Raw genomic sequence first — 14,449 nt, forward strand, 5'->3', positions numbered from 1 at the left:
GTCAAGCGCGGCCTGTTCCTATAATGGGCCGCATGAATACCGACGCCATTGCAAGAAACCGTTTCGGCCTTGGCGCGCGACCGGACGAGGAGGCGCCGTCCGACCCGCGCGGCTGGCTGCTGGCCCAGCTGGACAGCTTCGAGCCGCTGCCCGCGCCATGGCGCGCCGTCGAGCGCACCCCGGCCCGGACCCGCGCCTGGATCGCGCAGCAGCGCGCCCAGCGCCAGGCGCCGCAGGCCGAGCGCGCCGACGTCCGTGCCGCCTGGCAGCGCAAGGCCCGGGAAGCCTACCGCGCGGCGGTGGCCGCCCGCACCGCCAGCGCCCTGTGCAGCCCCACACCCTTCGTCGAACGGCTGGTCCACTTCTGGTCGAATCACTTCGCGGTATCGGTGGAGAAGCAGCCGGTGCTGGGACTGGCCGGCAGCTTCGAGGCCGACGCCATCCGGCCGCACGTGCTGGGCCGCTTCGAAGACCTGCTGCTGGCCGCGGTGCGGCATCCGGCGATGCTGCTCTACCTCGACCAGGCCGGATCCACCGGCCCGGACAGCGTGGCGGCGCGGCGCGCCCAGGGACGCCGGGTCCCGGGCCTCAACGAAAACCTGGCGCGCGAGATCCTCGAGCTGCACACCCTCGGTGTGCGCGGCGGCTACGCGCAGGGCGACGTGACGCAATTCGCGCGCGCGCTGACCGGCTGGACGCTGCCCGGCCCGGACGGCGCCGACACGTTCCGCTTCGCGCCTGCGCTGCACGAACCGGGCGCCCGCAACGTGCTGGGACGACGCTACGCGCCGGCGGGAGAAGAACAGGCGCGCGCCATCCTGCATGACCTCGCGGTCTCCCCCGCCACCGCGCGCCACGTCGGCGCCAAGCTCGCGCGCCACTTCGTCGCCGACGATCCGCCGGCGGCGCTGGTGGAACGGCTGGCGCGCAGCTTCGAACGCAGCGGCGGCGACCTGCCCAGCCTGTACCGCGAACTGGTGGCCGCGCCCGAGTCCTGGCAACCCGGCCCCGCCAAGTTCAAGTCGCCCTGGGACTGGGCGCTGTCCGGCATGCGCGCCCTGGGCCGGCGCGAGATGCCGGCGGCGCAGCTCGTTAACCTGATGAACCAGCTCGGACAGCCCGTATGGCGGCCGGGCGCGCCGGCCGGCTTCGGCGACGTCGCCGACACCTGGGCCGCGCCCGACGCGCTGCTGCGCCGTGTCGAGGCCGCGCAGCGGCTGGCGATGCAGGCCGGCGACGCGTTCGATGCGCGCGCGCTCGCGCCGCGGGTGCTGCCGGGCTCCCTGAGCCCGGCCACGGCGAAGGCGATCGCCTCGTCCGACAGTCCCGGCACCGCGCTGGCCCTGATGCTGGCGGCGCCCGAATTCCTGAGGAGATGACATGCTGCTGAACCGACGTGCTTTTCTCTCGGCCGCCGCGGCCCTGTGCGCGGCGCCGCGGATCGTGTTCGCGGGGGCCGACACCGCGCACCGCTTCGTCTTCATCATCCAGCGCGGCGCGGCCGACGGCCTGCATACGGTGGTGCCGTATGCCGATCCCGCCTATGCCCGCCTGCGCGGCGCGCTGGCCGTCGATCCAACCGGCGCGCACAAGCTCGACGGCAGCTTCGCGCTGCACCCCGCATTGGGCGGCATCGCAAAGCTGTATGAGGCCGGCCAGGCCAGCATGTTCCACGCGGTGGCCTCGCCCTACCGCGACCGCTCCCATTTCGACGGCCAGAACGTGCTCGAAAGCGGCGGCAACGCGCCCTACCGGGTCAAGGACGGCTGGATGAACCGGCTGGTGGGCTTGCTGCCGCGCGCCGGGTCCCAGGCCGACGCGATCGCCTTCGCGCCGACCGTGCCGCTGGCCCTGCGCGGCGCGGCCGGGGCCACGTCGTTCGCCCCGTCTTCGCTGCCCCAGGCGAACGAAGACCTGCTGCTGCGCGTGCGCCGGCTGTACGAAGGCGACGCCCAGTTGCACGCGCTGTGGTCCTCGGCGCTCCAGGCGCAGGCGATGGCCGGCGGCGCCGGGGACGCCAGACACCGCCAGCCGCCGGGCGAACTTGGCCGGATGGCGGCGGGTTTCCTGGCGCGGCCCGACGGTCCGCGCATCGCCATGATCGAGACCGGCGGCTGGGACACGCACAGCGCCCAGAACGGACGGCTGGCCAAGCAGCTGCGCGACCTCGACCGCCTGGTCGACGGTTTGCGCGAGGGCCTGGGCGACGCCTGGCGCCAGACCACGATCCTGGTCGCGACGGAGTTCGGCCGGACTGCGGCGGCCAACGGCACCGGCGGCACCGACCACGGCACCGGGTCCGCCGCCATGCTGGTCGGCGGCGCGGTGCAAGGCGGGCGCATCGTCGCGGACTGGCCGGGGCTGGCCCCCGCCGACCTGCTCGACGGGCGCGATCTCAGGCCCACGCTCGCGCTGGACGCGCTGGTGGCGCAAGCCTGCGCCGAGGCGTTCGGGCTCGATCCCGAGCGCACGGCCCGGGTGCTGTTTCCGGACGGCGCGCGCGCCCGGCCGCTGCCACGGCTGCTGCGCGGATGATCAGGCGACCGGCTTCGCCATCCGCGCCGCGGCCGCCCGCCCGCGCCAATCGCCCGGCACGACGAAACCGCGCTCGATTTCCTCGACGAAACCGTCGTGCCGGCGTACGCTGGCCACCAGGACCGGCGTGCCGGAAGCCGTGAATTGCCGGGCCAGCACGGCGGCGAGCTCGACCCGGTCCATCGTCGCGGTCGCCGCCGGCGCGCGCAGCGGCGCCAGCCACTCCAGCTTGGGCAAGACCAGGAACGCCTCGCCGGCGACCTCATCGAGTTCCGCCAGCGCGCACCAGAAGCCGCGGCAATGCCCGGCCGTGATGCCGCGCATCGCCGGCCAGCTGCCGGATGGGTAGAACAGCCAGCCCTTGACCAGCGCCTGCGCCAGGGTAACGGGCCGCGGCAGCAGCGCCTGCGCCGCCGGGTGCTCGCCCAGCGCAAGCTGGCGCTCGAACACCTTGCGCATCTTGCGGCCCAGGCTGTCGGCCAGGTTGGGGCCGACCAGCGCGTCGAATTCGCTCGATCCGCCGCCATCGAGCAGGTAGAACTTGGTGGCGAACTCGATGTGGGTCAGTGCATCCGGTCCGCGCTCGAGCAAAAAATCGAATTCGCCCACCGTGTCGTTGCGGCTGGCGCGCACCTGCAGGCCGTGGCGCACCAGGCGGCCCTGTTCGGCGAAATAGAAGGCCATCAGCTTTTCGGCGTATAGCCCGAGCCGCGTATACGTCTTGCCGCCGAGGGCGGCGTCGAGCGCCGTGGGGTCGAGGTCGAGCCGCGCCAGCCAGTCGGCCACCCCTGCTGTGACCGGGCCGAGCGTGGCGATGCGGCCCGCCCATTCGGGCGCGTCGGCGTCGAGCAGGTCGGGAGAATCGAGCAGCCAGGCCAGCGCGCGCACCGGGGCCCGCCGCAGGTGGCCCCAGCGGCGGTGGAAGGCCGCCTGATAGCTGCTAGTCGCGTGGTCCAAGGGAACGCGCCCGGCACAGGTCGGCCCAGGCCAGCGCCTTGTTTTCGCCGCGCAGCAGCAGTTCGCCCGGATGCAGGGTCGGCACCAGCGGCGTCTCGCCCAGGCGATGTACCTCGCCGCGGGCGCCGGCCAGCGGCTCCTGCAGCGCGCGGCCCAGCAGGCCGTTGGTCGCGACCTGGCCCAGGGTCAGCACGGTCGTGGCTCCGGTGAGCGCCAGTTCGCGTTCCACGAAGGGACGGCAGGCGGCGATCTCGCCGGGGGTCGGCGCGCGGTCGCCGCCCTTCGCGTTCAGCGGCCGGCACTTGACCAGCGGCGTGACGTAGGCATCGCGCTCGCGCGACAGCCCGACCGCGTGCAGCATATTGTCGAGCAGCTTGCCGGGGTCGCCCGTGAGCGGCTGGCCGGCCTCGTCGTCGAGCGCGCTCGGCGTGCCGGCGACGATCAGCCAGCGCGCCTGGCGCGGGCCGGCGCCGTGGACGGGCTTGCGGCCTGCGCCGCAGGCGCAATCCTTGCATGCGGCAATCGCCTGGCGCAGCCCGGCCCAGTCCATGGTCGCGACATCGGGCGTCGCCGGTTCGGGCGCGACGCTGTCGTCCCAGGCCGATGCGTCTTCCACGGGCGGCGGATTGCGGTAAGGCGGCGCCGACAGCGGCGTGTGGACGCGTGCGGCAGGCGCCGGCTCCGGTGCAGCCGCAGGCGCAGAAACCGGCGCCGCTGCGGGCGCGGCGGCTTCCGGCGCCGCCTCGGCGACGGCCGCTTCGGCCGCCGGATCGCTCATCGCATCGATCACCGCATCGGTCACCGCATCGGTCAACACCGCGGCCCCGGACTGCGGCGCATCTCGCAGCTGCCACAGCGGGCCGATGCCCATCTCGGCCAGGAACAGCGCGTCGCGCTGGCTCGTGTTCTTCATAAATCCAGCCTCATCACGATCGCATCCTCGCGGCCCGCCTGGCCGGCCGGGTAATAGCCCTTGCGGCGGCCGATCTGGACATAGCCATGGCGGCGATACACTTCCAGCGCCCGCTCGTTCGACGGCCGGACCTCGAGCAGGATCGATGCCATGCCCTGGCCGAGGGCGCGCGCGCCGATCTGGTAAAGCAGGCGCCGGCCCAGGCCCTGGCGCTGGCGCTTGCCGGCCACCGCGACGTCGAGCAGGTGCGCCTCGTCGAGCGCGTACATCAACAGATAATATCCGGCCAGCTCGCCGTCGGCTTCTCCCCCGACCTCGCGGACGGTCCAGCAATCGTAGCCGCTGGCCAGCGCGTCGACGAAGTTACCGCGGCTCCAGGGATAAGGAAAGACGCTGCATTCGAGCGCCCACACCTCGTCCACGTCGGCCGCCGTCATCGGGGCCAGGCGCAAGTCGGTATCCTGCAACCGGGTCATGCGCCGGCCTTGGCCTGGTTGATCGCCTGGCGCTCGGCGCTGGTATAGGCGACCTTGTTGCGCAGGTACAGCGGCTGGGCCTGGGCCGCGGGCACGCCCTGCCCGGCCGCCAGCGCGCCGCGCGCCAGCAGCGCCAGCTCGCGCGCATGCGGCACGATGTCGGGCAGCGCGCCCTGGGCGAACGGCTGGCCGGCGAAGGCGCCGGCATACTCGGCAAAGCCGTTGCCGCAGGCCCTCAGGCCTTCTGCCGCTGTCGGCGCCACGTCCTGCGGCGCCGACAGCGCCGGCGCCACCACCTCGGTCCATTTGCCGCCGTCGAAGCGGTACTGGGCCCAGTACACCTCGCCCATGCGCGCATCCAGCACGGCCAGCACGTCGCTGGCGCCGGTGGCGGCGCGGCAGGCCTCGGCCATCGCTTCGAGCGTCACCAGCGGCAGCACCGGCAGCCCGGCGCCATAGGCCAGGCCCTGGGCCACGCCGCAGGCGGTGCGCACGCCGGTGAAGGAGCCGGGACCGGCGCCGAAGGCGACGGCGTCGCAGTCGGCCAGCGCGATGCCGGCCTCGTTCAACAGCTCCTGCACCATGGGCAGGACCGATTGCGAGTGGCTGCGCACGCCAGGCGTCGAACGGACAGTGACAATTTCGCCGGCCAGCAGCGCGCAGGACGCCAGCTCGGCCGAGGTTTCGATAGCAAGGATGGTAGACATGCCGCTATTTTAACCTCTCGGCCCGGCGCCTTCCATGGCGGCGGCGCGAATCGCCATTGCGCTGCAACACGATCCGGAAGTCGCTGTACAATGCCGCACATGCAGAGCCTGACCCTCGATTCCACGACCCGCGGCGCGGTCGCCGCCGCCGTCAACGGCGACGGCTGGACCGTCGCCTGCCTGTGCGCCGCCTGGTGCGGCACCTGCGCGACCTACCGCGCCACCTTCGAAGAACTGGCGCTGCGCCATCCCGACAAGCACTTCGTCTGGATCGACATCGAAGACCAGGCCGACCTAGTGGGCGACCTCGACGTCGACAATTTCCCGACCCTGCTGCTGCAGCGCGGCGACACGGTCGCCTTCTTCGGCACCATGGTGCCCGACGGCGGCGTGGCCGACCGGCTGATCCAGGCCCAGGCCGGACAGAGCGACGAAGAACTGGCACGCCTGGCGCAGTCGAGCCAGGAGCGGCGCGACTGGCAAGAAGAATGCAATCTGCGCGTGCTGTTCGGCGCGCCGGATTGACCCTGCGCTAAACCTTTGCTCTACGGCCCCGGCAAGCAATGACCGGCGGGCGGCTTCCCCGCGAAGCATCCGCCGTCTTCGCCGGCGACAGCCAGGTGCTCAACCCAACTTCAAGGGCAGGCTGCGCAAACGCTGCCCGGTCAGCGTGAACACCGCCGCCGCCACCGCCGGCGCCACCGGGGCACGGCCGGCTCGCCCACGCCTTCCGGATGCGCGCTGCTGGGCACCACAATGGTTTCCACCCGCGGCGCCTGGCCGATGCGCAGCAGCGGATAGTCGCCAAAGTTGGACTGCCGGATCTTGCCTGCCTCGATCGTGATCTCGCCGGCCAGCGCCGCCGACAAGCCGAACACCACGCCCGACTCGACCTGCTGGGCCACGATATTCGGATTGACCGCCAGGCCGCAATCGATCGCGCACACCACGCGGTGCACGCGGATCGCGCCGTCCTCGACCGAGACCTCGGCCACCTGGGCCACCGTGCTGCCGAACGAGCGATGCAGCGCCACGCCGTGCGCGCGTCCGTCGGGCGCACGGCCGGCGGCAGCCACTGCCGCATCCAGCACCGCCAGCGCGCGCGGCTGCCCCGCCAGCAGGGTGCGCCGCAAGGCCACCGGATCCTGCCCGCCGGCGTGCGCCACCTCGTCCAGGAACGACTCCTTGAAGAAGGCATTGTGGGAATGTCCAACCGAGCGCCAGTAGCCGATCGGCACCTGGCTGTCCACGATCACGTGCGCCACGCGCTGGTTCGGGATCGCATATTGATGGTCGTACTCGCCTTCGGCGGTGGTCTTGTCCGGTCCCACGCCCGGCAGGCCCAGGCTGCGTTCGACGTACTGGTGGCCGATGGCGCCGCTCGCCGACTTGTTGTCCCAGGCCAGGATGTTCCCGCCTTCGTCCAGCTGCGCCGTGAAGCGCGCCAGCGCCGCCGGCCGGTAGACGTCGTGCATCGTGTCCTGCTCGCGGGTCCAGATCAGTTGCACCGGCTGGCCGCCGGTGGCCATGGCGACGGCCACCGCCTGCGCCACCATGTCGACTTCGAGCCGGCGCCCGAAGCCGCCGCCCAGCAGCATGACCTCGATCGCCACGTCCTCGCGCGCCACCCCGGCCACGCGCGCGGCGCAGTCGACCGCGATGCTCGGCACCTGGGTCGAGGCCCACAGCCGCACTTTGCCGTTCGCGACCTGGGCGGTGCAGTTGACCGGTTCCAGCGCCGCATGCGCCAGGAACGGCGCGCGGTACTCGGCGCGCAGCGTGCGCACGGCGCCCTCGACCTCCTGTGCACCGGTCTCGTGATAGACGTAACCGCGCTCCTCGTCGAGCGCGCGCGCCAGGCCGGCCAGGACCGAAGCGCTCGACAGCGCCACACCCTCGCCCGGCTGCCAGGTGACCGGCAAGGCCTGGGCCGCCTGGCGCGCCTGCCACCAGGTCGAGGCCACCACCGCCACGCCGGCCCCGGCGCCGGTGCGCCCTTCGAGCGCGGACGAGACGTCGACCACGGCCAGCACGCCCGGCATCCGGCGCACCGCGTCGGCGTCGAAACCCGCCACCGTGGCGCCGAGCGTCGGCGCCATCGTCAAGGCCGCGTAGACCATCCCGGCCGGCCGCGCATCGATGCCGAAGCGCGCGCTGCCGTCGGACTTGGCGCGACTGTCGAGGCGCGGCAAAGGCTTGCCGATCAGGCGGAAATCCTTCGCTTCCTTCAGGCGCACGTCGCGCGCGGTGAGGCCGGCGCCAGCCTGCGCCGCCAGCCCGGCCAGCGCGCCATAGCCGGCGCTGCGGCCGTCGACGTGTATCACGAAGCCGTCTTCGGTGCGGCAATCCTCCGCACGCGCCCCCCACTCCTGCGCAGCCGCCTTCACCAGCATCGCCCGCGCCACCGCGCCCGCTTCGCGCATTGGCAGCCAGGCATCGCGCACGCTGCTGGAGCCGCCGGTGAACATGATGCCCAGTTCGCGGCCGATCTTCGCCATCAGCCACTGGGCGCCCTGGGCCGTGCGGCCGGCGTCGTCCGGGTGGAACGGCAGGTTCTCGCGCAGCACCGTGACGTTGGCATAGATCTTGTCGATCGGCGGCTGGATGACGCGCACCGCGTCCAGGCCGACGTCGAGCTCCTCGGCCACCAGCATCGGCAGCGCCGTGTGCACGCCCTGCCCCATCTCGCTGCGCGGCACCACCACCGACACCGTGCCATCGAGCGCGAGCGCAACCCAGCCATTGAGCGCGACCTCGCCATCATCCAGCGCCAGCGGTCGCGACGGATGCAGGCGCTGGCGCGGCGGTTGCGCGCCCCAGCCGATCAGCAGCGCGCCGCCGGCGGCCAGGCCGGCCAGCAGGAAGTTGCGGCGACCCTGCTTACGCATGATGCCTGGCTCCCCAGCGCGCCAGGATCTCGTCGTGCGCGAGCGGCTTGCCATACAAATAGCCCTGGGCCAGGTTGCAGCCGTGGCGCAGCAGGAAGGCCGCCTGGTCCTCCCGCTCGACGCCTTCCGCGATCACCGACAGGTTCATGCTCTTGCCGAGCTGGATGATGGCGATCGCGATCGCCTCGTCGTCCGGATCCTGCGGGATGTCCTTGATGAAGCTGCGGTCGATCTTCAGGGTCCGCACCGGCAACTGCTTCAGGTAGGCCAGCGACGAGTAACCGGTGCCGAAGTCGTCGATCGCCAGGCAGACGCCGATCGCATGCAGGTCGTTCACGTACTGCAGCGCGTCGCCCGTGTTCATGATCACCGATTCCGTCACCTCGAGCTGCAGGCGCTGCGGCGCCAGGCCGGCGCCCTGGAGCACCTCGGCCACGGCGGCGGCCATGCCGCCGCGCTCGAACTGGCGCGCCGACAGGTTGACGGCGATCTTCGGCACCGCCAGGCCGTCCGCCTCCCACGCCACCATCTGGCGGCAGGCTTCCTGCAGCACCCACTGGCCCAGCTGGCCGATGAAGCCGGTGTCCTCGGCCAGCGGGATGAAGCGGCTCGGCGCCACCTCCCCCAGCTCGGGACTGTTCCAGCGCAGCAGGGCCTCGACCCCGACCAGGCGGCCGCTGTCGATCTCGACCTGCGGCTGGTAGGCCAGATGAATCTCGCGCTTGTCGATCGCGCGCCGCAACAGCGCCTCCATGCGCAGGCGCAGGTCGCCGTCGCCGCTCATCGCCGGCGCGTAGAACCGGTAGCCGTTGCGGCCGCGCGCCTTGGCCTGGTACATCGCCACGTCGGCATTGCGGATCAGGAGGTGCATATCGTTCCCGTCCTGCGGATACAGGCTGATGCCGATGCTGCCGGTGACGAACAGCTCGTAGCCCGAGACGTCGAAGGGCTGCTCGAACATCGCCATCAGCTTGTCGGCCACGCGCGTGGCGCCATGCACGCCGTCGACGTCTTCCAGCAGCACGATGAACTCGTCGCCGCCCAGGCGCGCCAGGGTGTCGCCCTCGCGCAGGCAGCGCGACAGCGCCAGCGCCGCCTGCTTGAGCAGCTCGTCGCCCACCTGGTGGCCAAGCGTGTCGTTGACGTTCTTGAAGCGGTCGAGGTCGATGAACATCACCGCCAGCTGCTCGCCGTCGCGCTCGGCGCGCGCCATCGCGTGGCGCAGGCGGTCGTGGTACAGCAGGCGGTTGGGCAGCGCGGTCAGCGCGTCGTGGTGGGCCAGGTGGTCGAGCTGGATCTGCGATTCGCGCTCGCGCGTGATGTCGCTGAACACGCACACATAGTGGGTGGTGGCGCCATCGTCGTCGCGCACCGCCGACACCGTGAGCGCTTCCAGGTAGGCGTCGCCGCCCTTGCGCGTGTCCCAGATCTCGCCGCGCCAGAAGCCGGATGCGCCGAGCTCGCGCCACAGTTCCTGGTGCAGGGCGGGATCGTTGCGGGTGCCCGACTGGTCGTGCGAAGACAGGCTCGATGCGCGCCCCACGGCCTCATGCTCTGCATAGCCGGTGATGCGGGTGAAGGCGGGATTGGTGGCCACGATCCGGCCATGCACGTCGAGCACCATCACGCCGTCGGCGATGTGTTCCAGGACGTTGGCCGACAGGCGCAGCTTTTCCTCGGCCAGCTTGCGTTCGGTGATGTCGGCGAACACCCAGATGCTGCCCTCGTCGGCGCGGTTCGGTTCGAGCGCGCAGCCGCTCATCAGGCACCAGAACAGGCTGCCGTCGCGATGGCGCAGCTGGCGCTCCTCGCCCAGGTCCATGCCTTTCTCGAGCAGCGGATACTGCTCGACGCCGGCGCGTTCGTAGTCCTCGTGATTGGGATACAGGATCGCGGTCGAACGTCCCACCATCTCGCCCTCGCCGTAGCCGAACAGCTCTTCGCAGCGGCGGTTGCTGGAGACGATGCGGCGCTGGCGCACGAACAGCACGCCGAACATGACGTTGTCCAGGATCGCGGCCTGCTCGGCCAGCAGCGCTTCGATGCGCATCTCGTCGTGGCGGCGCTCGCTGATGTCCGAGATGATGCCGTCCACCCGCACCCCATCCGGCCCATGCAGCGCCGGATCCCAGGCGCCCTGCGGCTGCCCATGCTCCTGCACCCAGCGCTCGATGCCGTGGGCGTCGACGATCCGGTACTCCATCTCATAGGCGTTTCCTGACAAGGCCGCGTTGCGCACGGTGCGGTGGTAGACGCGCCGGTCTTCCGGATGGACGATGGCGGCCCAATCCTCGGTGGTGGCGCACATGAAGCGCGCCGAGGGGTAGCCGGTGATCTTCTCGATCTCGTCGCTGACGAATTCGATCGGGCCACCGGCGCGCACGCGGTAGACCGCGCCCGGGACCTGGGTCACGATGGTGCGGAACTGTTCCTCGCTACGTGCGACGTCGGCGAACAGGTCGCGGATCGCCAGGCGCATGCGCTCCATCTGCTCGCCCAGCCGTCCCAGCTCGTCCTGGGCCGCCAGCCCCAGCGGGGTCTCGAAATCGCCGCGCGCCAGGCGATCCGAAAAGCGCGTCAGCTTGCGCAGGGGCGACAGCAGGCGCCGCCGCAGCAGCAGCGCGATCAGCAGCAGCGACACCGCCAGCTGCAGCACCAGCACCAGCGCATAATCGCCCTGCAACGTGTCATTCGGATTGGCGCCCGCGCGCTGATGCAGGTCGACCAGCAGGTAGCCGCCGACCACGGCGGGGGCCAGCAAGCCGGCGAACACGACCAGCAGCAGCGCACCGTAAAGCGAACGGCCGTACAGCGAGCGCAGGCGGGACGGGGTGCGGGCGGCGGGACTCGACATGGATGCTGGACTGGGTCGGGCGAGCCCGATGCATGGAGGATGGCCAGATTATGCACAGTTGCTTGCCGGGAGTCACTAGCTGTCAACGAGGCGCGACAAGTCTTGCTATGATCGGGATGCTGTAGGACCAACTATTTAGGAGAAAGACCACATGAGCCATTCCCTGTATGCCGCCTCGGTGCCGGTGTTCCGCCAGCTGCTGGGCAGCCTGGCCGCGGTGCTCGAAAAAGCCGAGGCCCACGCCCAGGAACGCCGCATCGAGCCGGACGCCCTGCTGCAGGCCCGCCTGTATCCCGATATGTTCCCGCTGGCCATGCAAGTCCAGATCGCCACTGACTTCGCCAAGGGCGCGAGCGCGCGCCTGGCCGGGGTCGAGCCGCCGCGCTACGAGGATGGCGAGCGCACCTTCGCCGAACTGCAGCAGCGCATCAGCAAGACGCTGGGCTTCATCGACAGCCTGAAACAGGCGGACGTGGAAGCCGGCGCCACCCGCCCCATCACCCACGGCAGCGGCGAGCGGGCGCGCCATTTCGACGACGGTGCGCGCTACCTGACGCACTTCGCGCTGCCGCAGTTCTTCTTCCACGTGACCACGGCGTACGCGATCCTGCGTCACAACGGCGTCCCGATCGGCAAGAAGGATTTCATCGGGGCGTATTGAGCCCCGCGCTTAACTGTTGCGGCGCGGATAACCCTGCGCCAGGATGCGCTGCCACACGACTTCCTTCGCGGCAGCGTCCATCGACACCCAGTTGGCGACTTCGGCGACGGTGCGGCCACAGCCGCGGCACACCTCGTCGAAGGTGGTCGAGCACACCGCCACGCACGGGGTATCGGGACGTTCGGGCGCCGCGGCGGCGCCGTCTGTTTCAGGCCGGGCCGACATCGAGCTTGTCCCAGCCTTCGTGGCCGAGCTTTTCCATGGTGGCGATATTCTTTTCGAAGATCTCTTCCGCTTCCGGGAAGGCCTCCACCGCGCGCGCGATGCTGTCCTCGCGCAGCAGGTGCAGGATCGGGTACGGGGCGCGGTTGGTGTAGTTCGAGATGTCGTTCGCGTCGCTGTCCGCGAACTGGTAATCCGGGTGGAAGGAAGCCACCTGCAACTCGCCGTCGAGCTGCATGTCCTCGACCGCGACGTCGGCCACGTCCAGGAATTCGTTGTAATCCTCGAAATCGTTCAGCACGAAGGGATGGATCAGCAAGGTCGTGTCGACCTGCTCGGGGCTGGTGTCGGACAGGCGCTGCAACTCGTCCATCAAGGTTTCAAGCAATTGCTCAGGCGTCGTGGCGTTCGACACGACGTAGCGCACCTGCTCCTTGACATGGACCGACTTGGCGAAGGGACAGAGATTGAGGCCGATGACGGCCCGCTCCAGCCACTTGCGGGTGGCGGCGACGATGGCGTCATCGTCGGCGTTCAGATTGGGGGTGCTCATGGTGAAGCTTTCGAAAGGCGAACGGCAAAGCCTGGATTGTACGCACTCTTTGCGGCCACGCACAATTCGACCCCGCCACGGCGCTAAGGTTTGCCAGACGCGGCCGTTATTCGCGGCGGGTCGGGCAAGCAGCGTCCCGCTCATCAATATTCATGATACGTGCGGCATCTTCCGTTTTCATGATGCCAACGGATGACATTTATCGCGCGGCCTGAATTGTAACGACAGCGACTTAATTCTTGACTGACTCGACAATTGATACGTACACTGCCCTCTTGTCCTGTCCTTTCGTTCCTGGACGCAACATTGGAAACGCCTCACCATGAAGCCTATGCACGACACGAAACGCTCCATTCTCACCCTGGCTGCGCTGGCCCTCCTGGCGGCAGCACCGCTGAGCCAGGCGATGGACGCGGCCCCGGCTTCCGGCGCCCTCGCCGCTTCCAGCCTCGAGCGTTCGGCGCAGTTGCCGTCGGTGATGAAACTCGATGCCGACGAGTACCGCGAGACCGACGTCTGGGGCCGGATCCGCAGCGGCTATGCGATTCCCGACCTGAACAATGCCCTGGTGACGCGCCACGCCCAGGCCTATGCCGCCCACCCGGGAAACCTGTCGCGCATTTCCGGGCGCGCCTCGCCCTATCTGTACCACGTCGTGTCGGAACTGGAAAAGCGCGGCATGCCGACCGAGCTGGCCCTGCTGCCGGTGATCGAATCGGCCTTCAATCCGCAGGCCATGTCGAGCGCCAACGCCGCCGGCCTGTGGCAATTCGTGCCGGGCACCGGCAAGGACTTCGACCTGCGCCAGAACATGTTCAAGGACGAGCGGCGCGGCGTGATCGCCTCGACCGACGCCGCCCTGACCTATCTGCAGCGCCTGTACACGATGTTCGGCGACTGGCCGCTGGCCCTGGCGGCGTATAACTGGGGCGAAGGCAATGTCCAGCGCGCCATCAAGAAAAACCAGGAACTGGGCAAGCCGACCGACTTCGACAGCCTGGCCGAGCTGATGCCGGCCGAGACCCGCAACTACGTGCCCAAGCTGCAAGCCGTCAAGAACGTGGTGGCCAATCCATCGCAGTACGGCGTCACCCTGCCGGCGATCGACAACCAGCCCTATTTCACCACGGTCGACAAGACCAGCGACATCGACCTGGCCATCGCGGCGCAACTGGCCGAAATGTCGCTGGACGAATTCAAGGCGCTCAATCCGCAATTCAAGAAGCCGGTCATCATTGGCGGCGAGCGGACCAAGATCCTGCTGCCGACCGAGAACGCCGAGAAATTCCACATCAACCTGGCGCAATGGGGCCATGCGTTGTCGACCTGGACCACGCACAAGATCACCGGCGCCCGCGTGACCATCGCCCAGCTGGCCTCGAAGTTCGGCACCACGCCCGAGGTCATTCGCCAGGCCAACAACATCCCGCCGCAGTCGCGCCTGAAAGCCGGATCGACGATCCTGGTGCCGAAAACCTCGGCCTCGAGCCATGGCGACATCGCCGAGAACATCATCGAGAACGCCGTCGTCGCCTTCGAGGCCGACCGCGGCAAGGCCAAGCGCAATGCCTCGCGCTTCAAGGCCAAGGCCGCAGGCAGCAAGACCGGCAAGCGCATCGCCCGCAATACCTCGTCGGCGCGCAAGCAGCGCTGATGTTGCTGCGCAGCATTAGCTATGCGGTT

The 14,449-nt window shown here is 69.9% G+C and carries 12 protein-coding genes and 1 pseudogene; 5 read left to right on the top strand and 8 right to left on the bottom strand.

All coding sequences use genetic code 11. The annotated features are described in order from the left end of the window. Positions 1-32: 32 nt before the first annotated feature. Together DIR46_RS03775 and DIR46_RS03780 are read left to right on the top strand one after the other, a co-directional pair. The gene (locus tag DIR46_RS03775; protein WP_229446487.1) at positions 33-1,379 is read left to right on the top strand and encodes a DUF1800 domain-containing protein; all 1,347 of its coding nucleotides are present in this window, start codon (positions 33-35) and stop codon (positions 1,377-1,379) included. 1 nt (position 1,380) lies between these two features. Then, positions 1,381-2,535 carry a DUF1501 domain-containing protein gene (locus tag DIR46_RS03780; protein WP_109344045.1) on the top strand — a complete coding sequence of 385 codons (1,155 nt, stop codon included), beginning with the start codon at positions 1,381-1,383 and terminating at the stop codon, positions 2,533-2,535. Here DIR46_RS03780 and DIR46_RS03785 read toward each other — a convergent pair whose 3' ends face one another. The 4 genes from DIR46_RS03785 to tsaB are packed head-to-tail and all read right to left on the bottom strand — an operon-like array spanning position 2,536 to position 5,588. Then, positions 2,536-3,492, bottom strand: coding sequence for a DUF1853 family protein (locus tag DIR46_RS03785; protein ID WP_109344046.1), 957 nt, complete (start codon positions 3,490-3,492; stop codon positions 2,536-2,538). It lies immediately after the preceding gene. Then, positions 3,476-4,405: a uracil-DNA glycosylase gene (locus DIR46_RS03790; protein WP_109344047.1), complete on the bottom strand. Its 930-nt coding sequence runs from the start codon at positions 4,403-4,405 to the stop codon at positions 3,476-3,478. Before DIR46_RS03790 ends, DIR46_RS03785 begins: the two co-directional genes overlap by 17 nt. After that, positions 4,402-4,881 (bottom strand): ribosomal protein S18-alanine N-acetyltransferase, encoded by a 480-nt coding sequence (rimI, locus tag DIR46_RS03795; RefSeq protein ID WP_109344048.1) that lies wholly within the window; start codon positions 4,879-4,881, stop codon positions 4,402-4,404. The genes DIR46_RS03790 and rimI overlap by 4 nt, the downstream gene beginning before the upstream one ends. Next, a complete protein-coding gene (gene tsaB, locus DIR46_RS03800) occupies positions 4,878-5,588 on the bottom strand; it encodes a tRNA (adenosine(37)-N6)-threonylcarbamoyltransferase complex dimerization subunit type 1 TsaB (protein WP_109344049.1) in 711 nt (236 codons plus the stop codon). The genes rimI and tsaB overlap by 4 nt, the downstream gene beginning before the upstream one ends. Before the next feature lie 99 nt (positions 5,589-5,687). Here tsaB and DIR46_RS03805 point away from each other — a divergent pair, with 99 nt between their 5' ends. Next, entirely contained in the window at positions 5,688-6,113 is a 426-nt protein-coding gene (locus DIR46_RS03805) for a thioredoxin family protein (protein ID WP_109347892.1), read from the top strand. A gap of 99 nt (positions 6,114-6,212) precedes the next feature. On the opposite strand, the pseudogene DIR46_RS03810 reads toward DIR46_RS03805, so the two are convergent. Beyond that, a pseudogene (locus DIR46_RS03810) lies at positions 6,213-8,476 on the bottom strand (xanthine dehydrogenase family protein molybdopterin-binding subunit). Beyond that, positions 8,469-11,330 carry a bifunctional diguanylate cyclase/phosphodiesterase gene (locus DIR46_RS03815; RefSeq protein WP_109344050.1) on the bottom strand — a complete coding sequence of 954 codons (2,862 nt, stop codon included), beginning with the start codon at positions 11,328-11,330 and terminating at the stop codon, positions 8,469-8,471. The pseudogene DIR46_RS03810 and the gene DIR46_RS03815 overlap by 8 nt, the downstream one beginning before the upstream one ends. 151 nt (positions 11,331-11,481) lie before the next feature. On the opposite strand from DIR46_RS03815, the gene DIR46_RS03820 reads away from it, so the two are divergent. Continuing rightward, a complete protein-coding gene (locus DIR46_RS03820) occupies positions 11,482-11,991 on the top strand; it encodes a DUF1993 domain-containing protein (protein ID WP_109344051.1) in 510 nt (169 codons plus the stop codon). Positions 11,992-12,000: 9 nt separating this feature from the next. Here the strand turns inward: DIR46_RS03820 and DIR46_RS03825 are convergent, their stop codons facing one another. Next, positions 12,001-12,216, bottom strand: coding sequence for a DUF1289 domain-containing protein (locus DIR46_RS03825; RefSeq protein WP_109344052.1), 216 nt, complete (start codon positions 12,214-12,216; stop codon positions 12,001-12,003). Further along, complete coding sequence (locus DIR46_RS03830; protein WP_109344053.1) at positions 12,200-12,766, bottom strand: DUF1415 domain-containing protein; 567 nt, start codon at positions 12,764-12,766, stop codon at positions 12,200-12,202. The genes DIR46_RS03825 and DIR46_RS03830 overlap by 17 nt, the downstream gene beginning before the upstream one ends. 322 nt (positions 12,767-13,088) lie before the next feature. Here DIR46_RS03830 and DIR46_RS03835 point away from each other — a divergent pair, with 322 nt between their 5' ends. Further along, positions 13,089-14,420 (top strand): transglycosylase SLT domain-containing protein, encoded by a 1,332-nt coding sequence (locus tag DIR46_RS03835; RefSeq protein ID WP_109344054.1) that lies wholly within the window; start codon positions 13,089-13,091, stop codon positions 14,418-14,420. Positions 14,421-14,449: the final 29 nt, after the last annotated feature.

Origin of the sequence: Massilia oculi (assembly GCF_003143515.1) — a bacterium.
GTDB lineage: Bacteria > Pseudomonadota > Gammaproteobacteria > Burkholderiales > Burkholderiaceae_D > Telluria > Telluria oculi.